24 protein-coding genes are annotated in these 25,608 nt (G+C 70.9%); 16 read left to right on the top strand and 8 right to left on the bottom strand.

The genetic code is table 11. The features are described 5' to 3' along the window. Positions 1–66 precede the first annotated feature (66 nt). The 3 genes from AB0J10_RS09700 (at position 67) to AB0J10_RS09710 (ending at position 2,747) form a co-directional block, all read left to right on the top strand. Complete coding sequence (locus AB0J10_RS09700) at positions 67–846, top strand: ABC transporter permease (protein WP_363059619.1); 780 nt, start codon at positions 67–69, stop codon at positions 844–846. 355 nt (positions 847–1,201) lie between these two features. After that, positions 1,202–1,786: a TMEM165/GDT1 family protein gene (locus AB0J10_RS09705; protein WP_363059621.1), complete on the top strand. Its 585-nt coding sequence runs from the start codon at positions 1,202–1,204 to the stop codon at positions 1,784–1,786. 277 nt (positions 1,787–2,063) lie between these two features. Then, on the top strand, positions 2,064–2,747 hold the full coding sequence (locus AB0J10_RS09710) for an HAD-IA family hydrolase (RefSeq protein ID WP_363059964.1): 684 nt from the start codon (positions 2,064–2,066) through the stop codon (positions 2,745–2,747). Positions 2,748–2,955: 208 nt separating this feature from the next. Here the strand turns inward: AB0J10_RS09710 and AB0J10_RS09715 are convergent, their stop codons facing one another. Beyond that, positions 2,956–3,984: a peptidoglycan-binding protein gene (locus AB0J10_RS09715; RefSeq protein WP_363059623.1), complete on the bottom strand. Its 1,029-nt coding sequence runs from the start codon at positions 3,982–3,984 to the stop codon at positions 2,956–2,958. 148 nt (positions 3,985–4,132) lie between these two features. Here AB0J10_RS09715 and AB0J10_RS09720 point away from each other — a divergent pair, with 148 nt between their 5' ends. Next, positions 4,133–6,211, top strand: a complete 2,079-nt coding sequence (locus AB0J10_RS09720; RefSeq protein ID WP_363059625.1) for an MFS transporter — start codon at positions 4,133–4,135, stop codon at positions 6,209–6,211. Positions 6,212–6,399: 188 nt separating this feature from the next. Here AB0J10_RS09720 and AB0J10_RS09725 read toward each other — a convergent pair whose 3' ends face one another. Next, a complete protein-coding gene (locus tag AB0J10_RS09725; RefSeq protein ID WP_363059627.1) occupies positions 6,400–6,936 on the bottom strand; it encodes a GNAT family N-acetyltransferase in 537 nt (178 codons plus the stop codon). A 188-nt stretch (positions 6,937–7,124) separates the two neighbouring features. Here AB0J10_RS09725 and AB0J10_RS09730 point away from each other — a divergent pair, with 188 nt between their 5' ends. The 3 genes from AB0J10_RS09730 to AB0J10_RS09740 all read left to right on the top strand — a co-directional run bounded on the left by AB0J10_RS09730 (position 7,125) and on the right by AB0J10_RS09740 (position 11,357). Further along, a complete protein-coding gene (locus AB0J10_RS09730; RefSeq protein ID WP_363059629.1) occupies positions 7,125–8,189 on the top strand; it encodes an aldo/keto reductase in 1,065 nt (354 codons plus the stop codon). 350 nt (positions 8,190–8,539) lie between these two features. Next, positions 8,540–9,901 (top strand): NADP-specific glutamate dehydrogenase, encoded by a 1,362-nt coding sequence (gene gdhA / locus AB0J10_RS09735; protein WP_363059631.1) that lies wholly within the window; start codon positions 8,540–8,542, stop codon positions 9,899–9,901. 283 nt (positions 9,902–10,184) lie between these two features. Further along, positions 10,185–11,357 (top strand): serpin family protein, encoded by a 1,173-nt coding sequence (locus AB0J10_RS09740; protein ID WP_363059633.1) that lies wholly within the window; start codon positions 10,185–10,187, stop codon positions 11,355–11,357. A gap of 542 nt (positions 11,358–11,899) precedes the next feature. Here AB0J10_RS09740 and AB0J10_RS09745 read toward each other — a convergent pair. Both AB0J10_RS09745 and AB0J10_RS09750 read right to left on the bottom strand, forming a co-directional pair. Beyond that, a complete protein-coding gene (locus AB0J10_RS09745; RefSeq protein ID WP_138055552.1) occupies positions 11,900–12,226 on the bottom strand; it encodes an antibiotic biosynthesis monooxygenase in 327 nt (108 codons plus the stop codon). 94 nt (positions 12,227–12,320) lie between these two features. Next, positions 12,321–12,989 carry an O-methyltransferase gene (locus AB0J10_RS09750; protein WP_363059635.1) on the bottom strand — a complete coding sequence of 223 codons (669 nt, stop codon included), beginning with the start codon at positions 12,987–12,989 and terminating at the stop codon, positions 12,321–12,323. Between the two features lie 937 nt (positions 12,990–13,926). Here AB0J10_RS09750 and AB0J10_RS09755 point away from each other — a divergent pair. Then, the gene (locus tag AB0J10_RS09755) at positions 13,927–14,583 is read left to right on the top strand and encodes a hypothetical protein (protein WP_363059637.1); all 657 of its coding nucleotides are present in this window, start codon (positions 13,927–13,929) and stop codon (positions 14,581–14,583) included. A 343-nt stretch (positions 14,584–14,926) separates the two neighbouring features. On the opposite strand, the gene AB0J10_RS09760 is transcribed toward AB0J10_RS09755, so the two are convergent. Together AB0J10_RS09760 and AB0J10_RS09765 are read right to left on the bottom strand one after the other, a co-directional pair. Beyond that, positions 14,927–16,168 carry a serine hydrolase domain-containing protein gene (locus AB0J10_RS09760; protein WP_363059639.1) on the bottom strand — a complete coding sequence of 414 codons (1,242 nt, stop codon included), beginning with the start codon at positions 16,166–16,168 and terminating at the stop codon, positions 14,927–14,929. Between the two features lie 346 nt (positions 16,169–16,514). Further along, positions 16,515–17,768 carry a cytochrome P450 gene (locus AB0J10_RS09765; protein WP_363059641.1) on the bottom strand — a complete coding sequence of 418 codons (1,254 nt, stop codon included), beginning with the start codon at positions 17,766–17,768 and terminating at the stop codon, positions 16,515–16,517. A gap of 261 nt (positions 17,769–18,029) precedes the next feature. On the opposite strand from AB0J10_RS09765, the gene AB0J10_RS09770 reads away from it, so the two are divergent. Then, positions 18,030–19,199: a steroid 3-ketoacyl-CoA thiolase gene (locus tag AB0J10_RS09770; protein ID WP_363059643.1), complete on the top strand. Its 1,170-nt coding sequence runs from the start codon at positions 18,030–18,032 to the stop codon at positions 19,197–19,199. Positions 19,200–19,384: 185 nt separating this feature from the next. Here the strand turns inward: AB0J10_RS09770 and AB0J10_RS09775 are convergent, their stop codons facing one another. After that, positions 19,385–20,149 (bottom strand): ABC transporter permease, encoded by a 765-nt coding sequence (locus AB0J10_RS09775; protein ID WP_363059645.1) that lies wholly within the window; start codon positions 20,147–20,149, stop codon positions 19,385–19,387. Continuing rightward, the gene (locus tag AB0J10_RS09780; RefSeq protein WP_363059647.1) at positions 20,146–21,078 is read right to left on the bottom strand and encodes an ABC transporter ATP-binding protein; all 933 of its coding nucleotides are present in this window, start codon (positions 21,076–21,078) and stop codon (positions 20,146–20,148) included. The genes AB0J10_RS09775 and AB0J10_RS09780 overlap by 4 nt, the downstream gene beginning before the upstream one ends. Positions 21,079–21,417: 339 nt before the next feature. Between AB0J10_RS09780 and AB0J10_RS09785 the strand changes: the two genes are divergently transcribed. The 7 genes from AB0J10_RS09785 (at position 21,418) to AB0J10_RS09815 (ending at position 25,549) form a co-directional block, all read left to right on the top strand. Next, positions 21,418–21,588 carry a hypothetical protein gene (locus AB0J10_RS09785; protein WP_363059649.1) on the top strand — a complete coding sequence of 57 codons (171 nt, stop codon included), beginning with the start codon at positions 21,418–21,420 and terminating at the stop codon, positions 21,586–21,588. Positions 21,589–21,798: 210 nt separating this feature from the next. After that, a complete protein-coding gene (locus AB0J10_RS09790) occupies positions 21,799–21,999 on the top strand; it encodes a hypothetical protein (RefSeq protein WP_363059651.1) in 201 nt (66 codons plus the stop codon). 106 nt (positions 22,000–22,105) lie between these two features. After that, positions 22,106–22,285, top strand: coding sequence for a hypothetical protein (locus tag AB0J10_RS09795; RefSeq protein WP_363059653.1), 180 nt, complete (start codon positions 22,106–22,108; stop codon positions 22,283–22,285). A 150-nt stretch (positions 22,286–22,435) separates the two neighbouring features. Then, positions 22,436–23,272 (top strand): hypothetical protein, encoded by an 837-nt coding sequence (locus tag AB0J10_RS09800; protein ID WP_363059655.1) that lies wholly within the window; start codon positions 22,436–22,438, stop codon positions 23,270–23,272. After that, positions 23,269–24,288 (top strand): alpha/beta hydrolase, encoded by a 1,020-nt coding sequence (locus tag AB0J10_RS09805; RefSeq protein WP_363059657.1) that lies wholly within the window; start codon positions 23,269–23,271, stop codon positions 24,286–24,288. Before AB0J10_RS09800 ends, AB0J10_RS09805 begins: the two co-directional genes overlap by 4 nt. Beyond that, entirely contained in the window at positions 24,285–24,830 is a 546-nt protein-coding gene (locus AB0J10_RS09810) for a hypothetical protein (RefSeq protein WP_363059659.1), read from the top strand. The genes AB0J10_RS09805 and AB0J10_RS09810 overlap by 4 nt, the downstream gene beginning before the upstream one ends. Then, positions 24,827–25,549 (top strand): class I SAM-dependent methyltransferase, encoded by a 723-nt coding sequence (locus tag AB0J10_RS09815; RefSeq protein WP_363059661.1) that lies wholly within the window; start codon positions 24,827–24,829, stop codon positions 25,547–25,549. The genes AB0J10_RS09810 and AB0J10_RS09815 overlap by 4 nt, the downstream gene beginning before the upstream one ends. Positions 25,550–25,608 lie beyond the last annotated feature (59 nt).

The raw sequence follows: 25,608 nt of genomic DNA on the forward strand, positions 1-25,608 counted from the left end.
ATGGACACGTCACTTCAAGGGGTCTGACGCACCGGCAATTCACTTCGTCCGGCTTAGGGTTGATGCGTGCTGCTGCCGGTCAACGTGACGTTCGGGATCGTCCTCGCCGTGCTCCTGGCCGCCGCCGCCGGTGTCGCGGCCGTGGCCCACCTCGGCCCGGGCCGCTCCCGCGAGATGGCGGTGGCGGGCCTGCGCGCCGCGGTGCAACTGGGCGCCGTCTCGCTCGTCATCGGCTGGGCGGTCCGCTCCGTTCCGCTGCTGCTCGCCTTCCTGCTGGTGATGTACGCCGTGGCCGTACGCACCGCGGGCCGCCGCGTCACCCCGAACGGCACCTGGTGGCTCACCGCGCTGCCGATCGGCGCCGGCGTCGTGCCGGTCGTCGCCGCACTGCTGCTCACCGGCCTCGTCCCCGTGAAGGGCATCGCGCTCATCCCGGTGACCGGCATCCTCATCGGCGGCGCGCTGACCGCGACGGTCCTCGCCGGGCGGCGCGCGCTCGACGAGCTCGCCACCCGGCGCGGTGAGGTCGAGGCCGGAATGGCGATCGGACTGCCCGATCGCGACGCCCGTCTGGAGGTGGCCCGCGACGCCGCCGCCGACGCGCTGCTGCCGGGGCTCGACCAGACCAGGACTGTGGGGCTGGTCACACTCCCGGGCGCGTTCGTCGGAATGCTGCTGGGCGGGGCGTCACCGCTGCAGGCGGGCGCGGTCCAGCTGTTCGTGCTGGTCGCGCTGATGGCCGTGCAGGCGGTCGCGGTCGCGGTGGTGCTGGAACTGGTGTCGCGGGGGCGGCTGCACCGGGAGCCCCCGGTCGCGGCGGCGCCGGGCGGGGACCGGGAGCCCTGACGGCGGGCCTGGCGGGGGTCCGCCGGGAGTCCTGGTGGGGAGGGGTGAGGTGCCCGATGGTGGGCCCGGCAGGGGTCCTGGTGGGGAGGGGGCCGGGGACGCCGACGGCCGCCCGCCGGCGTCCCGTACTCTGTACGGAGCAGAAGGGGAGTAGCTCTTCGCCGGAACGTCGACATACCGCCGGGCTCGCCCGGCCGGCGCCCGGAGGCGGTCGCGCAGCGGTCCGCCGGCGAGACCTTCGGCCAGCAGTGACCATGACCATTCATGGCCGCTGCCGCGCCGAAGCGACCCCTGGAACACCCTTGCTCAGGTCTCTCGGTGCGGCAGGGCCCGACCGATCGAGGAACTTCTTCCCGTGCTCAGTATCACGATCATGGCGATCACCTTCGGTGTCGTCTTCCTCGCCGAGCTCCCCGACAAGACGGCCCTGGCCGGACTGATGCTCGGCACCCGCTACCGCGCCTCGTACGTCTTCGCCGGAGTCGCCGCCGCCTTCGTCGTGCACGTCGCTCTGGCGATCGCCGCGGGCAGTGTGCTGACCCTGCTGCCGCAGCGGCTGGTGCAGGCGGTCGTCGGCGTGCTCTTCCTCGCGGGCGCGGCGATGCTGCTGCTGAAGAGGTCCGATGACGACGACGAGAGCGTCAAGGTCCCGTCCGACCAGTCCTTCTGGAAGGTCTCCGGTGCGGGGTTCATGCTGATCCTCGTCGCGGAGTTCGGCGATCTGACCCAGATCATGACCGCGAACCTCGCGGCCCGCTACGACAGTCCGCTCTCCGTCGGCCTCGGCGCGGTGCTGGCCCTGTGGGCGGTGGCCGGACTGGGCATCGTGGGCGGCCGGACGCTCCTCAGGTATGTGCCGCTGAAGCTGGTCACGAAGATCGCGGCCGGTCTGATGCTGGTGCTCGCCGGTCTGAGCCTGTACGAGGCGATCGCGGGCTGAGCCGGCCCGGGCGGCGCGCGTCCGGCGCCTTCCACCCGCAGGTCCGTCCCGCTGCCGGGCATCCGCGGCCGTCCCGGTGGGAGGTTCCGGTACCCGGGATTGGCGCGAAAGCGTTTTGATTTGTATCGTGAAGGAACAAAGTGGCCTCCGCCCGCACCCCCTGACCGGCGGGTGGAGGCCGCTCTGCACCCGGACCCGCGGCCCCAACGACCGCACCCCCCATCCGCACCGGACTCACAGGACGGTCCCGTTGTCCCGCTCAGAGACGCCCGCAGAGATCACCGCCCCGGCATCTCGCCCCGAGGCCATCGGCGCCTTCAAGGCGCTGCTGCTCGACATGGACGGCACGCTCGTCAACTCGGACGCCGCCGTGGAGCGCGTCTGGCGCGCCTGGGCGATCGGTCACGGCCTCGACCCGGACGAGACGCTCAAGGTCGTCCACGGACGCCAGGGATACGCGACCATGGCCGCGCTGCTCCCGGAACGGCCGATGGAGGAGAACCTCGCCGAGAACCGGCAGTTGCTCGCGCAGGAGACGGCCGACCTGGACGGCGTCGTGCCGATCGGCGGAGCGCCCGCCTTCATGGACTCCGTCGCCGCCCTGCCGCATGCGCTGGTCACGTCGGCCGACGAGGCGCTCGCCACGGCCCGGATGAACGCGGCAGGGCTGCGCATACCGGAGACGCGGGTCACCGCCGAGTGCGTCGGGGCGAGCAAGCCGGACCCGGAGGGTTTCCTCAAGGGCGCGGCTGAACTCGGCTTCGCACCGGAGGACTGTGTGGTCCTCGAGGACTCCGAGGCGGGCATCACGGCGGCGCGTGCCGCGGGGATGCGCGTCCTCGGCATCGGCCCCCGCGCCGCGGCCTTCGCCCCGGACGCCCACGCGCTCGACCTCACCGACGTCCACGTCGCGGCCGACGCCTCGGGCGTGCTGACGTTCGCTCCCGCGCCCTCGGACTGATACGGCGGCGGGCTCTCGGCGCCACGCGTCCACGGGCGCGCGCGCCGGGCCCGCCACGCCGAACGCCTGTCGGCGCAGCTCCGTGCCCAGGCGTTTCGCCACGAGCGCGGGCGGGCGCATCGACGTGTCCCCCGGACCGTGACACGTACTTCGCCCCGTTGGCGCCACCGTGACGCGTGCGTCGACGCGTCTCCCGTGCGCGCGGCGTTCAGCCGCGGCCGTCGCCGTTCCGGCCGTCGTCGTCGCCCCAGCCGCCCCAGCCATCGCTGGTGCCGTCGCCGTACGGGTAGCGCGTCTCCGCCTCCAGAGCACGGCGGGTAGCCGGGCCGTAGACGCCCTCGGGGTCGTCCTGGATGCCGTTGCCGCTCTGGTACGCCGCCACGGCGTCCTCGAGGCGGCCGTCGAAACGCCCGTGGGACCGTCCGCCGTACAGGCCGACCTGCTTCAGCCGTTCCTGCAACTCGACCACCTCGGCGCCGTCGTCGCCCCGCTGCAGGGTGACTCCGGGGGCCGGGGAGGAGGGCGCGGGCCCGGTCCCGCTCGTCGGGGTCGGCGAGGGGGACGCCGGGCCAGCGGCGAGCGGAGCCGGGGAGGACGCTCCGGCGCCGGCAGGCAGAGAAGCGGAGGCCGGGGCCGACTCCGCGGACGACGCGGGCGCCGAGGGCGATGCGCTCCGGGTCGCCGACTCGGAGGCGGACACCGAGGCGACGGGCGCGTCGGGAGCCGCCGACACGAACGGGGCCGTCATCTCGCTGTCGGGCAGGGCCCGGTCGTCCCCGCCACCGTCCTTCGTGAGCAGTCCGCTCGCATAGGCCGCGGTCCCCAGCACCGCCACCACGGCGGCGACGGCCACGGCCACTCGCCGCCCGCCACGGCCGCGCCGCCGCCCTCCGGCCGTGGGATCCGGCTCCGCCCCGGTCATGTCGTAGGCGTGGCCGTGCTCGTACCGGTCGTCGTACGCGCCCCGGTGTCCGGCCGCCCCGTCCTGCGCGTCGGGCGCCTCGTCCTGCGCGGCGTCGCCCCGGGTCGCTGGTGCGAGCACCTGCGTCAGCTCTGGCGGCGGCCCGGCCGCGGTCGGGACGTCCACCGGGTCCGGGAGCGCCACGTAGGGCCGGACCCGCAGCGGATCGAATCCCTCCGTCGTCGCGGCCCGCCCGCAGTCGCAGCCCCGGACTCCGCCGGATCTGCCGTCCGCGTCGTCCTGCCTGCCGCATTCAGGACAGACGTGTCCTGTCATCGTGAGTTCCCTCCCCTTGCGCTGCCAGCGATTATGCAGCCCCTGTCCAGTGCCCGGACGGTGAGCCTCCGCTCGGCAGGCCGTAGCCCGGCGAAACACCCAGGATGGGAGGAGCAGACGAGCGTGCTGCGGACCGGAGGGCGACTCCATGGCGCAGGAAGTGAACACGCCGGCCGCCGGCCCCGGACCCATACCCCGGCCCGGCGAGGGTGCGAACCGTCGGACCGTTCTCGTGGCGATCGGCGCACTGCTGCTGGGCCTGCTGCTCGCCGCGCTCGACCAGACCATCGTGGCCACCGCGCTGCCGACGATCGTCAGCGACCTCGGGGGCCTGGAGCACCTGTCCTGGGTCGTCACCGCGTACATCCTCGCCTCGACGGCGGCGACCCCGCTCTGGGGCAAACTCGGTGACCAGTACGGCCGCAAGAAGCTCTTCCAGACGGCCATCGTCATCTTCCTGGTCGGCTCCGCGCTGTGCGGCATCGCGCAGGACATGCCGCAGCTCATCGCCTACCGCGCCGTCCAGGGCCTCGGCGGCGGCGGCCTCATCGTGCTGTCGATGGCGATCGTCGGCGACATCGTCTCCCCGCGCGAACGCGGGCGCTACCAGGGCCTCTTCGGTGCCGTCTTCGGGGCGACCAGTGTGCTCGGGCCGCTGCTCGGCGGCCTGTTCACCCAGCACCTCAGCTGGCGCTGGGTGTTCTACATCAATCTGCCCATCGGCGTGGTCGCGCTCTTCGTGATCGCGGCAGTCCTGCGCATCCCGGCCGGCCGGGCCCGGCACACCATCGACTACCTGGGCACGGTCCTCATCGCGGCCGTCGCGACCTGCCTGGTCCTGGTCGCCTCGCTCGGCGGCACCACCTGGGCCTGGGGCTCGCCGCAGATCATCGCCCTGGCCGTGCTCGGGGTCCTGCTCCTCGGCGCATTCGTCCGCGCCGAGCGCCGCGCCGCCGAGCCCGTGCTGCCGCTGAAGCTGTTCCGGAACCGCACGTTCACCCTCGTCTCCGCCATCAGCTTCATCGTCGGGTTCGCGATGTTCGGCGCGCTGACGTACCTGCCGACGTTCCTGCAGATCGTCCAGGGCATCACCCCCACCATGTCCGGCGTCCACATGCTGCCGATGGTGGTCGGACTGCTGATCACCTCCACCGTGTCCGGCCAGATCGTCAGCCGGACGGGGCGGTGGAAGGTCTTCCCCGTAGCAGGCACCGCCGTGACCGCCGTCGGCCTCCTCCTGCTCCACCAGCTCGACCCGAACACCCCGACCTGGGAGGTCAGCGGCTACTTCTTCGTCTTCGGCTCCGGCCTCGGCCTGGTCATGCAGGTGCTGGTGCTGGCGGTGCAGAACGCGGTCGGGTACGAGGACCTGGGCGTCGCCACGTCCGGCGCCACCTTCTTCCGTTCCATCGGCGCCTCGTTCGGCGTCGCGCTCTTCGGCACGGTCTTCACCGGACGGCTGCGCGAGCTCCTCGCCGAGACGCTCGCCGGCCGCCCGCTGCCGCCGGGGACCAGCCCCGAACGGATCGCCGCCGACTCGCAAGCCATCACCCTGCTGCCGCCCGGACTGCGCCCGGCGGTCCTGCAGGCGTTCTCGACATCCATCACGGACGTCTTCCTGTACGCGGCGCCGGTCGTCGCCGTCGGCTTCGTCCTCGCCCTCCTCCTGCGGGAGGACAAGCTGCGCGGCTCCGTCACCGCTCCCGAGGTCAGCGAGACCATCGCCCCCAATCCCGTCCAGCGCTCGTCGTACGACGAATGCGCCCGCGCGCTGTCCGTCCTCGGTTCGCGCGAGGGCCGCAAGGCGGTCTACGTCAAGATCACAGCCAGATCCGGGCTGGATCTCAGTCCGGCGGCGAGCTGGCTGCTGCTGCGCGTCAAACGCCACGGGCTGGTGGAACCCGCCCGGCTCGCCGAGGCCACCAACGTGCCGGTCAGGGCCGTCACCGACGCGTCACGGGAGGTCGAGGAGCGTGGGCTGGCCCGCCGGGAGGGCCTTTCGCTGATGCTCACCGACAAGGGCGTGGACGCCACGGCGAAGCTGTCCGAGGCGCGGGAGGAGTCGCTGGCGGAACTGCTGGGCGACTGGTGGGGGCCGGACCGGCCCACCGATCTGGTCCAGCTGGTGAAGGAACTGACCGCGGAGCTGTGCGGCTCCGACGGCGAGCGCCCCTCCGGTGGCGAACCGCACCGGGACCACCAGGCCTGGAACTTCCCCACGCACTGAGCGGACCGCAGGGGGCGCCGGAAGCGGCCGGGCCCGCGCTGCCGGCAGGACCCGCTCGGGCGGCCCCGTCGTGCGGGCGGGTACCGCGTCCCGCCGGGACGGTCCCGCCCATCCCGCCGCTCTCCTGCCTTCCCGCCGGGACGCCACCCCAGCGGCTGCCTCCGCCTGCCTCGCGGGGACGGGTCCGCTCAGACGGCCGCATGCTCTTCGGCCGTGTCCCCGCCGGCCGCTTCCCCGTCCCGGTCCACCAGCTCCTTGCCGTACCAGACGTCCATGTACGGTCCCTCGCAGTACGCGGGGATCTCCCGGTAGCCGTGTCGTGCGTAGAGGGTGCGGGCCCCGACCAGGTCCAGCCGGGTGTTGAGCACCATCCGCCGTGCCCCGAGCCGCCGTGCCGCCTCCTCCAGGGCCGTGAGCAGGGCCGCGCCGCCTCCCGTGCCGCGGAACGCCGGGCGCACGTACACCCGGGTCAGCTCGGCCCGTTCGGCGTCCAGCAGCAGCACCCCGCCGCAGGCCGCCGCCGACCCGTCGTGACGCCCGACGACGAAGCCGCCGGTGGGGGTGCCGAGCCGGGCCGCGTCGTCGTCCGCGAGGCCCTCGTCGATCTCCGGGTCCGTCACGGGCCGCCCCCAGTAACTGCCGGCCACATCGGCGTAGTAGTCGCGCCGCAGGGCGGTGGCGTCGGGGGTGTCGAAGCGCTCGGGGAGCACGGTCCATCGCGTCATACCGACCTCTGTACCCGATCGCCCGGCCGCCCCGCGAACGATTTGCGGCCCCTGCCCCTGCCCTGCCCTGCCCAGGGCCCGGCCCCCGATGCCGCGCGGAACGGGCGGCGGCCGCGCTTGCGTTGGAGCGCGCTCCAACGCATAGCGTTCACACCGTCCCCAACGGGCCGACCGGCAAGGAGAGTCGTATGCGTCACCGGGTTCTGGGCGGAACAGGCATCCAGGTCAGCCCCTACTGCCTCGGCACCATGATGTTCGGCTCCGTCGGCAACGCGGACCACGACGAGTGCGTCCGGATCATCCACGCCGCGCTCGACGAGGGCATCAACTTCGTCGACACGGCCGACATGTACTCGGCAGGAGAGTCGGAGACCATCGTCGGCAAGGCGCTGCGGGGCCGCCGCGACGACGTCGTGCTCGCGACCAAGGTCCACTTCCCCATGGGCGAAGGCCCCAACCGGGGCGGCAACTCACGGCGCTGGATCGTGCGGGAGGTGGAGGACAGCCTGCGCCGGCTGGGCACGGACTGGATCGACCTCTACCAGGTGCACCGCCCCGACCACACGACCGACGTGGAGGAGACGCTGTCCGCGCTGACCGATCTCGTCCACCAGGGCAAGATCAGGGCGTTCGGCTGCTCCACCTTCCCCGCGGAGGACATCGTCGAGGCGCACCACGTCGCGCGCGACCGCGGCCTCCAGCGGTTCCGCACCGAGCAGCCGCCCTACTCGCTGCTGGCCCGGGGCGTCGAGAGGCACGTGCTGCCGGTGGCACGGCGCCTGGGCATGGGAGTGCTGACGTGGAGCCCGCTGGCCTCCGGCTTCCTGACCGGCCGCTACCGGAAGGGCCGGGCCCTCGACCTGAGCAGCGGCCGTCCGACCCTGCACCCGGACCGCTTCGACCCGTCGGCGCCGCGGACCGCCGCGAAGCTGGACGCCGTCGAGCGGCTCGTCGCGCTGGCCGAGGAGGTGGGATGCACGCTGCCGCAGCTGGCCGTCGCCTTCCCCCTCGCGCACCCGGCCGTCACCTCGGTGATCATCGGCCCGCGCACGATGGAGCAGTTGAGGAGCGCGCTCCGGGGCCTGTCGGTGGAGCTGGACGACGCCGCCCTCGACCGGATCGACGACATCGTGCCCCCGGGGACCGATGTGTACCCGCCGGACGGTGTGTGGACCCCGCCGTCGCTCGCGACGCCCGCGCTCAGGCGCGCCGCCGGCTCCCGCGGGGCGGCGGGTCACGGGGACGCGGCCTGAAGGAGCGGCCCGGCGGAGGGCGGGACCGCACCGGGGCACCATGATCGACGATCTGGGGCCCCGCGTCCGTATGAGTACCCGTGCACGACAGACGTCCACCCACAGGCGAAAGCGACGCCGGCCCGGGACCGGCCCGTACGCGTCCCGACTCCGGCCCCGGACCGGCCCGTACGCGTCCCCGGTCCCCGCCCGGGCTGCCCGGGCCGCCTGGCACGTGTCCCCGGTCCCCTCCGCGCCGTTGACCGACTGCACCGCCCGGCCGGGGACCGCACAGGACCCGCGACCCGGCCCGCGGCACACCTCACGGCACCGCACAGCACCAGACCCGCCGACGGGAAGGAACCCGATCGATGCCCTCCATCTCCTCCAGCGCCACCGTCTCCCTCGACGACCTCGAAGCGGACATCCAGCGCCGCAACCCCGGCGAGCCCGAGTTCCACCAGGCCGTCCACGAAGTGCTGGAGACACTGGGACCCGTGCTCGACAGCCGGCCCGAGTTCCGCGAGGCCAAGATGATCGAGCGCATGGCGGAGCCGGAACGGCAGCTCATCTTCCGGGTGCCCTGGCAGGACGACCGCGGCGAGATCCACGTCAACCGCGGCTTCCGGGTGGAGTTCAACAGCGCCCTCGGCCCCTACAAGGGCGGACTGCGCTTCCACCCGACCGTCAACCTGGGGATCGTGAAGTTCCTCGCCTTCGAGCAGATCTTCAAGAACGCGCTGACCGGCCTGGGCATCGGCGCCGGCAAGGGCGGCAGCGACTTCGACCCGCGCGGCCGCTCCGACGCCGAAGTGATGCGCTTCTGCCAGTCGTTCATGACCGAACTGCACCGGCACCTCGGTGACCGCACCGACGTGCCCGCCGGCGACATCGGGGTGGGCGGCCGGGAGATCGGCTTCCTCTTCGGCCAGTACCGGCGCATCACCAACCGCTGGGAGGCGGGCGTGCTGACCGGCAAGGGCACGGCCTGGGGCGGTTCCCACGTCCGCACCGAGGCCACCGGCTACGGAAACGTGCTCTTCACCGCCGAGATGCTGAAGGTGCGCGGAGAGCAGCTCGCCGGCCAGCAGGTCAGCGTCTCCGGCTCGGGAAACGTGGCCCTCTACACCGTCGAGAAGGCACAGGAGCTGGGGGCGCACGTGCGCACCGTCTCCGACTCGGCCGGGTACGTCGTCGACGACAAGGGCATCGACCTGCCCCTCCTCAAGCAGATCAAGGAGGTCGAGCGGGGACGGGTGAGCGACTACGCGGTCCGTCGCGGCGCGTCGGCGCGGTACGTGCCCGGCGGCAGTGTCTGGGAGGTGCCCACCGATGTGGCGCTTCCCTCCGCGACCCAGAACGAGCTCACCGCCGACGACGCGGCGGCCCTCGTGCGCAACGGCGTCAAGGCCGTGTCCGAGGGGGCGAACATGCCCACCACGCCCGCGGCGGTGCGCATCCTCCGCGACGCCGGCGTCGCCTTCGGCCCGGGGAAGGCGGCGAACGCGGGCGGCGTGGCCACCAGCGCGCTCGAGATGCGGCAGAACGCGGCCCGGGACAGCTGGTCCGCGCCCCGCGTCGAGGAGGAACTGGCGCAGGTCATGCGCGGCATCCACGACACGGCGTACGAGACGGCGGCCCGCTACGGCAGGCCCGGCGACTACGTGGTGGGGGCGAACATCGCCGGTTTCGAGCAGGTCGCGGACGCCATGCTCGCCCAGGGCCTCATCTGACGCACCTGGCCGGTGTGCCGGTGTGCCGGCGTCCCCGACGTGCCCGTCCGGACGTCCCGGCCCTCCCGTGCCCGTCCGGCCGTGCCGGGTGCGCCCCTTCCGCGTCCGACGGGTCCGAGCGCCCGCGCAGGGGCTCGTCCGGCCCAGGCCCGGTCGGGCTACCGGCACACCACACCCGGAGGCCGCCTCCTGGCACACTGCACCCGGAAGCGGAAGAAGCGGGTGACGGGGGGCGGTTGCGGTGGACGACACGGTGAGTACGGAACGAGCAGGTGCGACACCCGTGCCACCGGTCCGGCCGGGCCCGTGTCCCGGACACGCGGGAGCCGTCCGGGCCCTGGGGGAGCGGTGGCTGCGGCAGTTCGACGGACGGGGCGACTTCGTCTGCTCGCCCGCCGGGCTGTGGCTCGCGCTCGGCGCGGTGGCGGCGGGCGCGGGCGGCGGCACCGCGGAGGAACTGCGGGCACTGCTCGGCGTGGCCGGGCCCGACGCGGCCGTGGCCGTCACCTCCGCGGCGGACGAACTGGCGGGGACGGACGCGCTGGCCGTGGCGACCCGGGTGTGGAGCAGGGTCCCGGTCCACCGGGCCTACCGTGAGGCGCTCCCCGGCATCGGATTCGCCCGTCTCGGCGAATCCCGGGACGACATCGACGACTGGGTGAGGCGGGCGACCGGCGGGCAGATCGAGAAGCTGCCGGCCCCCGTCCTCCCGGACACTCTCCTCGCGCTGGTCAACGCCCTCGCGCTGAAAGCCCGTTGGCAGACGCCCTTCCAAGGTCACGCGACCCGGCCCGCGCCGTTCACGGACGCCTCGGGGACGGTCCACCAGGTGCCGACGATGCACCGGACGCTGGTCCCCGGCGACGCGTGGACCGCGGGCCCGGCCCAGGTCGCCCAGCTGCGCTGCGAGGGCGCGGCGGGCGCGGTGGTCCGGCTCGTCCTCGGCGCGCCGGGCGCCGACCCCGCCGAGGTGCTGCCCGCGGCATGGGCGCCGCGCGCGGCGTGCGCACCCTTCGAGGCGGAGGCGGTCGCCCTCGCCGTGCCCCGTCTCTCCCTGCGGACGACGACGGACATCACACCCCAACTGCCCGCGCTGGGCGTCCGGCGGGCGACCACGTCGCTCGCCGACTTCTCCGGGCTGTCGCCCGAACCGCTGGCGATCTCGACGGTCGTCCAGGAGGCCGTCCTCAGGATCGCGGAACTCGGAGTGGAGGCGGCGGCCGCGACGGCGGTCCTCAGCCGCGCGGGCGGCGCGCCTCGTCCCGACCGGACCTTCCGGCTCGCCTACGACCGGCCCTTCGGCATCGTCGTGCTCGACGCCTCGGGGCGGCTCCCCCTCTTCGCCGCCTGGCAGTCGACCGCCCCGGCGGGCGAACCGGCACCGGGCGGCGGCCCCCGCGGTGGCTTCCCGCCTCCACCACCGCTCCCGCCGGGGGCGCCCGGCGCGGGACGCTGACGCCCGTCGGGCCGACGGCACCGGAGCCCCGCCGGAGCTGCGTTCCGGCGGGGCTCCTTGTAGCGGAACCGACTCGGGAAGGAGTCGGCGCAGGCTCCGGACGACGTCGAAGGACTCCGACGGATCGTGGGCCCGACGGCTTCCGAGCGCCGAGAAGGGCGGAGACCTTCCGGCACTGCACGCAGCCCGTACCGCTCCCGGACCGCTCCCGGACCGGAGCCCGATGACAAGCCGCTGCGACCTCCACCGGGGAGGCACACCGGACAGCTCGAAGACGCGTCCGCTCCCGGCGTCGTCGAACGCGTGGAGTTCCAGACCGTCGTAACGGCTCACCAGTTGTACGGCGTTCACGCCCTCGAACAGGAGGTCAAAACGCAATGGGTGTGCGGAGTCCGGCGCCGCACGGAGCAGCAGCCGTGAACGGCCGACGCCGTAGCGTCAGACCCTGAGGCTCCGCTCGGAGGCGAAGAGGAGGGACTCGTCGTTGCCGGTGGCACTCGCACGGACGGTCACCACTCGTCTCCCTGCCGCACACCGGATGCTCAACCCTGCTTCGGCGCGGCCTGCTGGACCACCTCGAAGGACCACAGGGTCGAACCCGTAGCGGCCGGCTTCGGGCGTTCGCCCCCGCCGCCCTCGCCGCGATGGGCGGCCTGCATGGGGCCGGACATCCAGTTCTGGAAGTCCTCCTCACTGCGCCAGCGGGTGTAGACGAGATAGTCGTCGGTGCCCTCCAGCGGGCGGAGCAGTTCGAACCACTCGAAGCCGTCCGAGGACTCCACGGCCCCCGCACGAGCGGAGAACCGCTGCTCCAGGGCCTCGCGCTGTTCGGCCGGGACGGTCAGCACATTGATCTTCACAACACTCATGAGGTGCAGGATAGGACGGGCACGGGGCGCCCGGCGTCCCGACCCGGCGGGGGCGGCGGACAGCGCACCGGGCGTTCGCCGCCCCCGCCCGGTCTCAGCCCGTGACGCGGGCCAGCAGGAGGCCGTCGTACCCGCGCGCGCCCACGGTCTGGACGGCGGTCGCCGTGAGCCGCGGGTGCTCCGATACCAGGTCGAACATCCGGCGGGTGCCCACGATCGCGGGGTCCTCGCTCGACGCGTCGAGGACCGAGCCGCCGCGTACGACGTTGTCGACGACGATGACGCTGCCCGGGCGGGACAGCTTCAGCGCCCACTCCACGTAGTGGGGGTTGTTGGCCTTGTCGGCGTCGATGAAGAAGAAGTCGAACGGGGCGGTGCCCTCGGCCTCCAGCCCGGCGAGGCTGTCGAGCGCGGATCCGACCCGTACCTCGACGTTCTTGTCGAGCCCCGCGCGGGCGAGGTTGGCGCGGGCCACGTCCGCGTGCGCCGCGCTGTACTCGAGCGAGACGAGCTGTCCGTCGGCGGGCAGTGCCCGGCCCAGCCAGATGGTGCTGTATCCCCCGAGCGTGCCGATCTCGAGGATCCTCGTCGCACCCTGGGTGAGGGCCAGCAGGTAAAGCAGCTTGCCCTGGTTGGGGGCGACGGCGATCTGCGGCAGGCCGGCCGCGTCGCTCGCGGCCACGGCGGACTTCAGGGCGTCGTCCTCCGGAACCAGGAGGTCGGTCAAGTAGGCGTCCACGTCGTTCCATTGCTGTTCAGACATACGGGAAACGTATCCCAAGACCGAACTCCCGGGCGGGGATACGCATCCCGGACCGGCTCCCACCGCCCACGGAGTGGCTCCCACCGCCCACGGACCGGCTCCCGGCCGGAAACCACGGCTCCACGGACGTCCCCTGCAGCAGGCCCCTGCCTCGCAGCGACCGCGATCACCGTGCGCCGCAAGCCCGCAAGCCCGCAAGCCCGCAAGCCCGCAAGCCCGCAACGTCCCGTGTCACACGCCCGACGCCGCACGCCCGGTCGGCCCGGGAAGACGCCGACGCGGCGCCTCCCCGGGTGGATCGTCGCGTTCAGCCAGCATCCCCCGACCGCGGCCGGCGCGCCATTCGACCGTGACCGTCAGTTGCCGCCCTCGGTACGACGGCGGGCGCGGGCGCCGTCCAGAGGTTCCCGCTCCCCGGCACGGCGGGCGACTCCGACGTCCGGATCGAGGCGGGCAACCCCTCGGGGCCTGGCCGGCACCCCGGCGCCGGCCAGCGCGTCGGCAGGAGCATCACCTTCACCGGCACGAACCTGTACGTCGGCATGCCGTACGGTCCCGCCCTGCGGTCCACGTCCACAGGCCGAACGTGAGCGGTGGCACGAAGGCGGCCGTGACCACCCCAAGCCGGCACGGGCGGCTGTCCGCCACCGGGAGCGCGGTCCGCGGCTGCGGCCTGGTCCATGAGGACCCGGCGGCGACTGCTGCCGGGCCCGGCCCCACGCGACCGTCCGTGCCACGCCGGCGTTGGACAACGCGGACGAACCGCCGGATCGACAGGCGGTTCCAACCTCTCCGACAAATCGCGGACAAGTCACCGAAATGTAGATGACCGTTCTTCAGAATCCTCAGATCTGCCTCAAGTTATTGCTGATTTGCACTCACAGTGCAACGGGATCTTGTTAGCGTCTGAGAGTCCAATCCGCAAACACCGGAGAAGGTGATTCCGATCAAGGTTCGACACTTCATGGCCGCTTCCGCAGCTGCGCTCTGCGGAGTTCTGGCGTTACAGGCGACGCCGGCCTCAGCGGCTTCAGCCGACACCTCGTACAGGTTCGACGCACTGGACGAGAAGGACGCAGACCTCATTGCCGCAGTGTTCAAGTCCTGCGAAACCGACAACTGCAACTGGCGCTGGTCGGTGAACAGCCGCACCAGTGGATACGGCGACTTGCACCAGGTTGCCGACAGTCTGGCCAACTGCTCTACCGTCGGGGACACTTCGAGTCTCGCCGTAGCTTGGTCCGACACCACCGGCAGCAGCGACACCCTGGGTGTTTCCACGGCCCTGAGCGCCGGGCTCTTCGACATCGTCCAGGCCACCCTCACCGTGTCCTACAACCACACCTGGACTAGGTCCCACACCGAAACGCAGACGACCACGGTCTCCCTCGCAGCCGGCCACGCGGGCACGATTTACCGGAGAGCGCCGATCGATGTATTCACGGGCACAGCCACCGTGTCAGTCCCCGGCAAGCCTGTAGTCGTGGTCATCGAAAATGCGAACTTCACCCTTCCTTCTGGCGGAAAGGGTATCGTGGTCACGGACTCCGACGAGATGACGCCGGCAGAATGGGCCGAATACTGTCCAGCGTAGTCACGGAATAGGGATCCAGCCGGTCCCGCATTCCGCAACGTGCGATTTCGCCGGTGCGAAAAGAACGCCGCGCGTTGGGGGTACCGTGGCAGCGCTGTCGCGGTACCCCCGAGCGCGCTCCTGCGGGCTGCCCCGGCTCCGAAGTCGGAGGGCGGGCTGCTTCGCGGTACGCGCGCCCCCGACCCGCATCACCCTGTCGGATTTCGTCATGATCGCCGGACTGCCACGGCAGCTGCGAGTCCTGATCGGTGGACGGCCGCGTTCGGGGACGGATGGCGCGGGTCGCGGGCTGGCTCCCGCGGCGGGACGCGCGGCTCCTGGCCCTGGTCGATGTGCCACTGCTTCACGGCGCCTGCGGCATCGTCGACCCCGGTGAGGGTGTCCGGGAGGGCGGTCGGCCGCTCTCCTCGGACTGTGGCACGGTCGGCAGGTCGAACACGTTGCGCGGTGTCACCACCTCGGTGACGGCGCGCCCGAGCATCGTGCTCAGCGACTGGCCGCGGTAGTCGGTGTCGGAGTTGACCAGGATCACCAGTGTGGCCCGCTGGGACGGCAGTTGCAGGGCCAGCGTCTCGTAGCCGGGGAGTTCCCCGTTGTGTCCGATCCAGCCGCCCACCCGCATGATGCCCAGTCCGTACTGGACCTGCGGGATGGTCGTCGGCCCGAACCGCAGACGTTCCTTCTGGGTGGCGGGGTTGAGCAGCCGCCCGTCGGCCAGGGCGGGCAACCAGGTGTGCAGGTCGTCGAGGTCGGAGATCACGGCGCCTGCCGCCCAGGCCCAGGACGGGTTCCAGTTGGTCGCGTCGACCGTTCCCCCGGACGGGGTGGCCGTGGCGGCACCGGACTTGGTGTAGGCGGTGTAGCCGTGGGCGAAGGGCTCCGGCATCGCGTCGTCCGTGGGGAACGAGGTCCCGTCGAGCCTCAGCGGCGCGAACACGCGCTGCCGGAGGTAGTCCTCCAGTTGCTGTCCGGTGACCTTCTGGATCACCAGCCCGAGCAGCACCGTGTTGGTGTTGCTGTATTCCCATCGGGTGCCGGGCGGGAAGTTCGCCGGGTGCGCGAACGCGTAGTCGAGCAACTGCTGCGGGGCGAACGTCTGCTGGGGATCGGCCTCGAAGGACTTCTCCCACTTCTCGTCCTCGGTGTAGTTGAACAGGCCGCTGCGCATGTCGGCGAGCTGGCGCAGGGTGATCCGGTTGCCCGCCGGTACCCCTTGGACGTACTTGCCGACGGGATCGTCGAGCCCGACCCGGCCCTGGTCGACCAGTTGCAGCAGGCCCGTGACCGTGAACGTCTTGGTGACGCTGCCGATCCGCATGTGCAGACCGGTCTTCATCGGTGTGCCGGACGACTTGTCGGCCACGCCGAACGACTTCTCGTACGTGCCGCGGCCGGGAATCCAGACTCCGACGATCACACCCGGAATCCCGGCTTTCGCCATGGTGTCGGTAACGGCCCTGTCGAGGGCCTCCGTCACGGCGGGATCGAACTCCTGGCGGACGGTCTGCGCCCGGGCGCCGGTCAGGCCCGTGGCGACCAGCAGCAGGGCGGCGAGAACCACCGGCACGACTCTGAGACGGATCATCCGCAGCCACCTCTGAATTTCTCGGCGAACGAGGTGAGACGGCCCCTTCGGTGAAATGGTCGATACAGGGATCATCCATCATAAGATCGCCAGAACCGGAGGGCGACTCGGGGCCCGGACGTGGTCCGCCGGGCCCGAGTCGGGCCCGAATCCGGGCCCGGGGCTGTGAGGGCCGGGCGGGAGACGGGCCGGGCGGGAGACGGGGCGGGCGCAGGGGGTGCCCCGCCTCCCACGGCCGGGGTGCGCGCGTCGTCGCTGGGTGGCCGCCGGCCTGCACGCGTCGCGGATGTCCGGTTCGCCTTTCGTGCGTCGCCGCGTGCGCGCACCGGCCGGTGGCCCCCGCACCTCAGCGGTCGACGCTGACCCGGAGTTCCTTGATCCCGTTCAGCCACGCGGCGCGCAGCCTGCGCGGGTCGCCGGCCAGGCGCAGGTCCGGCAGGATGTCGGCGACGGCGTCGAAGATGAGGTCGATCTCCTGGACGGCCAGGGACTTGCCGAGGCAGAAGTGCGGGCCGCCCCCGCCGAAACCGAGGTGCGGGTTGGGATCGCGGGTGATGTCGAAGGCGCCTGGGTCCTCGAAGACCTCGGGGTCGTTGTTGGCGGAGGAGTAGAAGAGCCCCACCCGGTCTCCCTTGCTGATCTTCTGGCCGCCGAGTTCGGTGTCCTGGGTCGCGGTCCGCTGGAAGGAGACCACGGGTGTGGCCCAGCGGACGATCTCCTCGGCCGCGGTCGCCGGACGCTCCCGTTTGTAGAGCTCCCACTGCTCGGGATGGGTGAGGAGGGCGTGCATACCGTGGCTGATCGCGTTGCGGGTGGTCTCGTTGCCCGCCACCGCCAGCAGCAGCACGAAGAAGCCGAACTCGTCGGAGGAGAGATTGCCTTCGCCCTCGGCTGCGACGAGCTGGGTGACGATGTCCTGCGCCGGGCACTCCTTGCGTGCGGCCGCCAGGTTCATGGAGTAGCCGATCAGCTCCATCGCGGCCTCTGCGCCGATCTCCTCCGTGATCGCGTACTCCGGATCGTCGTACGCCACCATCTTGTTCGACCAGTCGAAGATCCGGGCGCGGTCCTCCTGGGGGATGCCGATGAGTTCGGCGATGGCCTGCAGCGGGAGTTCGACGGCGATCCGGGTGACGAAGTCGAAGCCGCCGTCCGCTCTGCCCCGCGCGGCCGCCCTCGCCTCCTCCACGATCCGCCGGGCGCGGTCGCGCAGCGCCGACTCCAGTCCGCGTACGGCGCGGGGTGTGAAGCCGCGCTGGACTATCTGCCGGACCCGGGTGTGCTCGGGCGGGTCCATGTTGAGCATGATCAGGCGCTGCGCCTCGATCTGGTCGCGGCTGATGTGCTCGTTGAAGCGGATGACCGCGGTGTTCTCGCTGGAGGAGTACAACTCGGGGTGGGTGGACACGTATTTGACGTCCGCATGGCGGGTGACCGCCCAGTAGCCCTCGTCGTCGAAGCCGGTGACGCCTCGTGGCTGCGGGCACCACCAGACGGGAGCCGTCCGGCGTAACCGGGCGAACTCGGGGAGGGGGACGCGGCTCTGCAGGAGATCGGGGTCGGTGGCGTCGAACCCTTCGGGGAGATGGGGGCAGGGCATCGGCAACTCCAGGTCTCGCGGCTGGACAGCTGTGCGGCGGCTGCAAGGTTCTGACGACCCATCAGAAGTGTCCGCAACGTAATAACGGGTTCTGCAACTGGCAAGACTCGTGGCGGGAACTGTTGCGTGCAGGAGCCTTGCGTACCTGGGGTAACCCTCATAAGACTGCTAGAGAACTAGAACGCGTACTAGTTCTTCTTGCGGTTCTTGCGTGCGGGGTACCGGGACACCCCGCACCGGCGCTGAGGAGAGGACGAGCTCATGGCCGCGGAACCCGTCATCGTCGAAGCCGTACGCACACCCATAGGCAAGCGCGGTGGCGCGCTCGCCAATCTGCACCCCGCCTATCTGCTGGGCGAGACCTACCGTGAGCTGCTCGGCCGCACCGGCATCCACGCCGACTGCGTCGAGCAGATCGTCGGCGGCACCGTCACCCACGCCGGCGAGCAGTCCATGAACCCGGCGCGCAACGCCTGGCTCACCATGGGGCTGCCCTACGAGACCGCCGCGACGACGGTCGACTGCCAGTGCGGCTCCTCGCAGCAGGCCGCGCACATGACCGCCAACATGATCGCCGCCGGGGTGATCGACGTCGGCGTCAGCTGCGGCGTCGAGGCCATGTCGCGCGTACCGTTGGGCAGCGGTTCCAAGCACGGACCTGGCAAGCCCTGGCCGGACGAGTGGAACGTCGACCTGCCCAACCAGTTCGAGGCCGCCGAGCGCATCGCGCGCCGTCGCGGACTCACCCGCGAGAACGTCGATTCCCTCGGACTGATCTCCCAGGAGCGGGCCGCGGTCGCCTGGGCCGAGGAGCGCTTCAAGCGCGAGACCTTCGCCGTCCAGGTGCCCACGACCGAGGAGGAGCAGCACGCCGGACAGGGCATGTGGCGGCTCGTCGACCGCGACGAGGGCCTGCGGGACACCTCGATGGAGGCGCTGGGCGGGCTGAAGCCGGTGATGCCGACCGCGGTCCACACCGCCGGGAACTCCTCGCAGATCTCCGACGGTGCGGCGGCGATCATGTGGGCGTCCAAGCGCATGGCGCGGGCCCTGAAGCTGAAGCCGCGCGCCCGGATCGTCGCGCAGGCCCTGGTCGGGGCGGACCCGCACTTCCATCTCGACGGGCCGATCGACGCCACACGGGCGGTGCTGGGGAAGGCCGGCATGTCGCTCGGGGACATCGACCTCGTCGAGATCAACGAGGCGTTCGCCTCCGTCGTGCTCAGCTGGGCGCAGGTCTTCGACCAGGACCTGGAGAAGGTCAACGTCAACGGAGGGGCCATCGCGCTGGGGCACCCCGTGGGCGCGACGGGCGCGCGGCTGATCACGACGGCGCTGCATGAACTGGAGCGGACGGACAAGGAGTTCGCGCTGGTGACGATGTGCGCGGGCGGAGCACTGGCGACGGGCACGATCCTGCAGAGGCTGTGAGGCTGTGAGGCTGTGAGGCTGCGAAGCCTTGAGTCCGTGAGGAAGTGACACGTCATCCGCCTTCCGGAGGTGATCCGATGGTTCGGGGCGGTCGGGTTCGAACTCCCTTCGGCGGAAGGGGGCAAGGGCGTGGCTCGTCCGCCCTCCCGGCCGTGGAAGCCGGCGCCGTGCCCGGCCGGGATCGATCAGGTTCGGGGTTCCCAGCGGAACCTGCGGGCCGCGATCGCGGCGAACAGTGCGGCCCATGCCAGTGCCAGCACGAACCGGCCGACTCCTTGCAGCACGGAGAGTTCTCCGGTCCAGCCCGAACGCACCAGGTCGATCGTCGGTGACAGAGGCGCGAAGAGGAGGACGTCCGCGGCCGCGTCGGGCAGCACCTCGCGCGGGATGTAGATGCCTGAGATCATCGGAAGCACGAAGATCGCGGGCAGTGTCGCGACCATGACGGACTCGATGTTCTTGCAGAGGGCCGCGGTCGCCGCTGCCATCGCCGTCATGAGGGCGACGCCGGTGAGCAGTGCCGCCATCGCGGCGAGCGGCTGACGGGGGGCCACGCCGTACATCGCTGACAGGGCGGCCGCCACCCCGAGGATCTGTACGACGGCGATGGTGATGAACATGGAGGCGCCGCCTGCCAGGATCACCGGGTCGGAGACCTCGCCCGTGCGCAGGCGCTTGAGGACGAGTTCCTCCCTGCGGGCGACATAGAGACCGGTGACGGAGGAGTAGAGGGAGAAGATCAGCAGGATGCCGGTTGCGGTGGACACCATCAGAGGTCCCGGGTTGAGGCCGTGCCCGGCGAGGTCCATCTGGTCCTGCACGAAGCGCATCGCCATGAGGATCATCAAGGGGACGAAAAGGACGAAGACGTAGTTCGCCTTGATCCGGTTGAACAGCTTCCACTCGATGCGGAAGAGGGCTCGCATGTGGCGCATGGTCGTGCTGGTCACTCGGGGTCCCCCTGGCTGGCGACGCGGATGAAGGCCTCCTCGAGCGAGGCCGGCCGCGCCGTGAATCGGTCCAGTGTCACGTCATGCTCCTCGGCCCAGTTCAGCAACCGGGTGGCGTCCTGCTGCAACTGCGCGGTGGTGACCGTCACACGGCCGCTGTGCTCGTCGGCCGGGCCGCTGACCGCGGGGAGGTCGTGTGCTCGCCACGGGTCGGGCAGACCGAAGGTGAGGGTGGACGGGTGGTCGGCGACGATCTCGGAGACGGTGCCGGACGTCGCGATCCGGCCTCGGTGCATGATGGCCAGCCGGTCCGCGAGGGACTCGGCCTCCTCGAGGTAGTGCGTGGTCAGCAGGATCGTCGTGCCTTGTTCCCGCATGCTCCGGATCAGTTGCCATGTGGTGTGCCTGCCCTCGGCGTCCATGCCTGCGGTCGGTTCGTCGAGGAAGAGCACATCGGGGTGGGAGAGCGTGGCAACGGCCAGGTCGAGCCGCCGCTTCTCGCCGCCGGAGAGGTTCTGGACCATGGTGTCGGCACGGTGTTCGAGCCCGGCTGTGCCGATCGCCTCGGCGATGCTCCGCGGCTTCGAGGTGAGCTGGGCCCACATCCCCACGCTCTCCCGAACGGTGAGGTGGGATATGAATCCGCCCTCCTGCAGCATCGCGCCGGTACGGGGCCGGATTCTGGCCCGGTCGGCGACGGGGTCGAGCCGGCCGAAGATGCGGATGCTGCCGCGGTGTGGTGAGGCGAGGCCCTCCAGCAGTTCCACGGTGGAGGTCTTGCCGGCACCGTTGGTCCCGAGGAGGGCGAACAACTGTCCCGGCTCGACGGAGAAGCTGACGCCGCGTACGGCGTCGAACGCGCTCTTGCCGCGCCCGTATCGACGCCACACGTCCTCGGCTTCGATGTGACTCGTTTCCTCTGGGGACATGCGTCCTTCCGAATGGGTGTGGGGGGTGTGCAAGCCGATCATCGCATGCCCATAGGCCCTTGGGGGCGGCGGAATTTGCAGGTTCTGTGAAGCGAGAATACGCATCTGGAACCTCAAGTTCCCCGAAAGCAATTCGAATGTGGCGCCGGTCACACCGTAAAGGCTTGATCAACTCGCCTTGACCGTTCATATACTGACGGCACGTTCGCAAGCGGCGGGACTGACCAACCTCGCCGCCTGTCCGATGCGCAGCCCCGGACCCCTTCGTGACCGACCAGATCTTGCGGCTCCGGGATGTACGTGTCGCGGGCTGCGCGCTCTCATCCAAGGGGGAAGTTCATGCTTCTGAGCAAGGTGAACCAGGATGCTTCGCTTGCGGAGTTCCTTGCCGACGGCGGCTCGGACGGCCGTGTCGCGCCCATCATGGCCACGCCGGGCGTGGTCGTCGTCACCTCGAAGTGGGCGGTCGCTGCCGCCGGCGCATACGTGGTCACCAAGAACGTCAAGTAGACGACCGTCACGCACTGTTCGTGGTAAAGGCGATGTAATGCGCCTTGTCACCCCTCGCTCCATGCGGCTTTGCTGGGCGAAGGGGATTCTCGATCCCCGCTTCTTTCGTGGGGAACAGTGCACACCTATTTTTCCGGGATTCCTGTCCCCGTTCTTTCATGGGCAGGGCGGGATGTCCATCACCTGCAAAACGCAGAGAGGAGGGAAAACATGCTGATGCAGAAGGTCAACGCCAACACGGCCCTCAAGGGGGCTCTCGACGCCGGTGACGCCACCCGCGGCGCGGCTCCGGTCATGGCCACGCCGGCCATCTTCGCGACGCCGGTCATCGCCAAGGCCGCCGGCGCGGTCGTCGGTGCCGGTGCAGTGACCGGCGCCGCGTACGCGGCGTACAAGGTCGCCACCGGCTGAGCCCGGTGGCGGGTTCCTGGTTCAGGCTTCCGGTTCTGGCAGACAGTGAAGGTGTCTGCCAGAACCGGAGCCATGTCTCATCTATCAGATCTCAGGAGGAAGCACCATGTCTGTGCTTGTGGAGAAGGTGAACGCGGGCGCCGGCCGGGCGGCTGACGGGGCCATCGCCCCGGTGATGGCGACTCCCGCCGCTTTCATGGCCGGAGTAGTGGCCGGCGGCAAGGTGTGCGCCGTTCTCACCGCCGCCGCGGGTGTGGGTGCCGCGGTCAAGGCCGCCCAGAAGTAGTGCCAGGGCGACGGGAAGCCGCACGACTCCGAGGCTTCCCGTCGGCCCTCCACCGGGCCCGATCGGCCTCGTCGGCGCTGCTCCGCCCTCGCCGCGCCTTCCGCGGCACATGCCCGTGCGCCACCTTCGTCACAGGACCAGGAACGGATCATGCTGTCACGTCTGCGCAGAGCCGCCGAGTCGGCGTGCGCGAAACCCCTCACCACCGCCGAGCGGCTGTCCGCCGCCACGCATCTGCTCTCCAGCCTCGAGTACATCGTGCGCAGGATGGACCGCGAGCCGGGCGGCCTGAACGACTGGACCCACACCCGCTCCCAGGTCCCGGCCAAGACCAAGGTCATGCAGACCGTCAAGGACTTCATCGCCAGGGAGCCGGTCACCCAGGCTGTCCACGGATCGCGTGCCGTGGCTGCGGCCATCCTGATCTCGCCGGTCAGGAACAACAAGGTGCGCATGGCGGCCAACGCCTACCTCGCCGGCAGCCAGATCCTCATCTACCCCCGGCACCTGTTCGGTACCGACGGCTCGGACCAGGTGTCCTTCCTCGTCCAGACCGCCGCCGCACTGGGGCGGGCGGGCGGTACCGACGCCACCCGGAAGGCGGCCGTTCAGTTCATCGGCGCCCAGACCGTGCTGTCCTACGGAGCCTCCGGCTGGGCCAAGCTTCCCGGCGACGCCTGGCGCTCCGGCGACGCCCTCGCCAAGATCATGCGCACCCAGACATACGGCGACGAATGGTTCTACCGGCAGTTGGAGAAGCGCCCCGCCGTGTCGCGCGCGATCTGCCACACCGTCCTTGCACTGGAGTGCGGCTTCCCACTTCTTCTGCTGAGGAAGGGCAAATACATCGACGCGGGCCTGCTCGTCATGGGCGCCTTCCATGTCGCCAACGCCCGCTTCATGGGACTGTCCCGCTTCGCTTGGGCCTTCGCCTCGACCTACCCTTCCGTGAGGGCTCTCGCCAAGGGCACCGGTGAGGCCGCATGACCAGGATGACCTTTCCCCGCCTGACCGCTGCAGGTCTGGCCGCCTGCCTCGCCGCCGGCATCGCCCACCAGAGTTACGCCACCCTCAGGATCCGCTCGAGCCACGCCGGCTTCGAGCGGCGCCGTGTCCGCTGCGACAGCGGAAACCTCATCACCTACCACGTCCGCCACGGACGTCCGGGCGGCCCCACCCTGGTGTGCGACGCCGGGCTGATGAACACGTCGGCGGCGTGGCTGCTCGTCGCCGACCATCTGGACCCGGCCGTCTCCGTGGTGCTGTACGACCGGGCCGGATACCGTTCCTCGCTGCGCCGGTGCCCGGAAGACTACGCGCTGGCCGAGTCCGTCGCCGATCTCACCGAGCTGATTGCCGACGCCGTGGGCACCGACGGCCCGTGCGTGCTGACCGGCCATTCACTCGGCGGTTACCTCGTCCACCGCGCGGCCGCAGCGTTGCCCGACCGAGTCCACGGCGTGGTGCTGGTCGACCCCAATCACCCTCGCGAGCTGGTGAACTCCCGTGCACAGCGGGAAGGCTCACGCGGCGTCAACCTGACCATGAAGCTCGGCCCGTGGTCGTCGGTGTTCGGGGCCGGCCTGCTGGTCGACAAGAAGGGTCTGTTCGCCTACGCCGCCGGCAGCCCGCATCTGGGTACTCTCCGGCTGGAAGGCTCCGCCCCCTCCACCTGGCGCACCGGGCGGCGCGAGTGGGACTACTCCTACGCCTTCATGCTCGACGGCGGTCGCCCTCTCGACCGACTGCACATCCCCGTGTCCATCGTGGCCGCCGAGAGCACAATGCGGGACACCCCCGAGCACCAGGACATGTACGACGAGTACATCGCCTCGGGTACGGGCGGCAGCATCGTGACGGTCCCGGGCTCCACCCATCTTTCCCTCACCGGCGGCGTCGACCACGCGCCGCACACCGCGCGGGCCATCGAGGAAGCCATCGGCCGGGTCGTGGACGTCCACCGGAACGAAAGCGACCAGGACGAGCTGGAGGAAGCGGCATGAGCAAGGCATCGACGGTGATGGAGCGTGCCGTACCGGCGCTCCTCGCCGGTTGGTTCGTTGCATCGGTCCTCGGCCAGCATCCCGACCGCAGCTACGACAAGGTCCGCAGCGGCGACAAGACCGGCACCGGAATCCTCATCCCCAACTGGCGCTTCTTCGCGCCCAACCCGGCCGTGGAGGATCAGCACTTCCTCTACCGGCTGGCCAACGAGGACAAGTCGCGGCACACCGAATGGCGTGAGGTCTACGCCATCACGCCGCGGAAACTGGCCCATGCCTTCTGGTTCCCCGGGCGCCGCGCCGAGAAGGCCATCTTCGACGTGGCCTCCACGCTGTTGAACAACCCCGGTGCCATGACCCCCCTCCACCGGGAGGCCAAGGAATCCGCCTACGCGCTCGTGAACGAGTTCGTGCGCCGCCGCATCACACCGGAGGCCGGCTTCCCGCTGTTCCAGGTGCTGCTGGTCCGCTACTCCGGCTACGACCACAGCGAAGACCCCAAGTACGACCTGGTCTTCGACTACGAGAAGGTGAACCCGTGATCCAGGAAGTCCAGTACGGGCCTGCGGTGGCCTCCGTCTACGACTCGCTGATCGCCTCCGCCATGCCCATCGAGGACACTCTCACCCGCCTTCACCCGTATGTCTGCGGCGCCCGTGCACTGGAGATCGGCGTCGGCACCGGCCGGGTTGCCGTCCCCGTCGCATCCGTGGCGGAGGAGGTCGTCGGCCTGGACAACTCCGCCGCCATGCTCGACGAGTTCCGCCGCAAAGGACTCCCCGGAAACACCACTCTGGTGCAGGCGGACTTCCGCAGCCCCCTGCCCGTCGACGGCTCGTTCGACGCCGCCTACTCCACCATGGGGTCACTCGCCTGCGTGCGCACCCGCGAGGAGCTCTTCACCACGCTCACCCACATCCGAGGCGTGCTGGCCCCGGGGGCGACACTGTCGATGGAGTACTACGCCACCGCCGCCTACCTGCCGCTCGTCGTCCAGCACCGGTTGACGGTGCCCACACCGCACCACGGAGACAGCACCACCACCTTCACCGTCACGCTGGACAGCACGGACATCCTCACCATGCACACCCGTGTCGAAACGGACGGCGAACCGGCCGTCGAATTCAGCGAAAGCATCCTGCTCATCGAGCGGAACGAGGTGGAAGCCTGCCTCGAGCGGGCCGGGTTCACCGTCGAGCACGTCCACGCAGACGACGGCACACAGCCCTACGACTGGTACATCGCCCGCGCCACCGCGTAACGCAACGCCCGCACCGCGTGGCAGACGCGTGGATCAGGCAAGGAAAGGAGCAGTGAACC

Origin of the sequence: Streptomyces sp. NPDC049887 (assembly GCF_040656535.1) — a bacterium.
GTDB lineage: Bacteria > Actinomycetota > Actinomycetes > Streptomycetales > Streptomycetaceae > Streptomyces.

Bases quoted from the DNA above. Each gene is read 5' to 3' on its own strand.
- AB0J10_RS09785 (WP_363059649.1), top strand. From the start codon at position 21,418: ATGCTTCTGAGCAAGGTGAACCAGGATGCTTCGCTTGCGGAGTTCCTT.
- AB0J10_RS09750 (WP_363059635.1), bottom strand. From the start codon at position 12,989: ATGTCTGAACAGCAATGGAACGACGTGGACGCCTACTTGACCGACCTC.
- AB0J10_RS09715 (WP_363059623.1), bottom strand. From the start codon at position 3,984: ATGACAGGACACGTCTGTCCTGAATGCGGCAGGCAGGACGACGCGGAC.
- AB0J10_RS09720 (WP_363059625.1), top strand. From the start codon at position 4,133: ATGGCGCAGGAAGTGAACACGCCGGCCGCCGGCCCCGGACCCATACCC.
- AB0J10_RS09790 (WP_363059651.1), top strand. From the start codon at position 21,799: ATGCTGATGCAGAAGGTCAACGCCAACACGGCCCTCAAGGGGGCTCTC.
- AB0J10_RS09730 (WP_363059629.1), top strand. From the start codon at position 7,125: ATGCGTCACCGGGTTCTGGGCGGAACAGGCATCCAGGTCAGCCCCTAC.
- AB0J10_RS09805 (WP_363059657.1), top strand. From the start codon at position 23,269: ATGACCAGGATGACCTTTCCCCGCCTGACCGCTGCAGGTCTGGCCGCC.
- AB0J10_RS09810 (WP_363059659.1), top strand. From the start codon at position 24,285: ATGAGCAAGGCATCGACGGTGATGGAGCGTGCCGTACCGGCGCTCCTC.
- AB0J10_RS09745 (WP_138055552.1), bottom strand. From the start codon at position 12,226: ATGAGTGTTGTGAAGATCAATGTGCTGACCGTCCCGGCCGAACAGCGC.
- AB0J10_RS09765 (WP_363059641.1), bottom strand. From the start codon at position 17,768: ATGCCCTGCCCCCATCTCCCCGAAGGGTTCGACGCCACCGACCCCGAT.
- AB0J10_RS09725 (WP_363059627.1), bottom strand. From the start codon at position 6,936: ATGACGCGATGGACCGTGCTCCCCGAGCGCTTCGACACCCCCGACGCC.
- AB0J10_RS09770 (WP_363059643.1), top strand. From the start codon at position 18,030: ATGGCCGCGGAACCCGTCATCGTCGAAGCCGTACGCACACCCATAGGC.
- AB0J10_RS09795 (WP_363059653.1), top strand. From the start codon at position 22,106: ATGTCTGTGCTTGTGGAGAAGGTGAACGCGGGCGCCGGCCGGGCGGCT.
- gdhA (WP_363059631.1), top strand. From the start codon at position 8,540: ATGCCCTCCATCTCCTCCAGCGCCACCGTCTCCCTCGACGACCTCGAA.
- AB0J10_RS09780 (WP_363059647.1), bottom strand. From the start codon at position 21,078: ATGTCCCCAGAGGAAACGAGTCACATCGAAGCCGAGGACGTGTGGCGT.
- AB0J10_RS09760 (WP_363059639.1), bottom strand. From the start codon at position 16,168: ATGATCCGTCTCAGAGTCGTGCCGGTGGTTCTCGCCGCCCTGCTGCTG.
- AB0J10_RS09800 (WP_363059655.1), top strand. From the start codon at position 22,436: ATGCTGTCACGTCTGCGCAGAGCCGCCGAGTCGGCGTGCGCGAAACCC.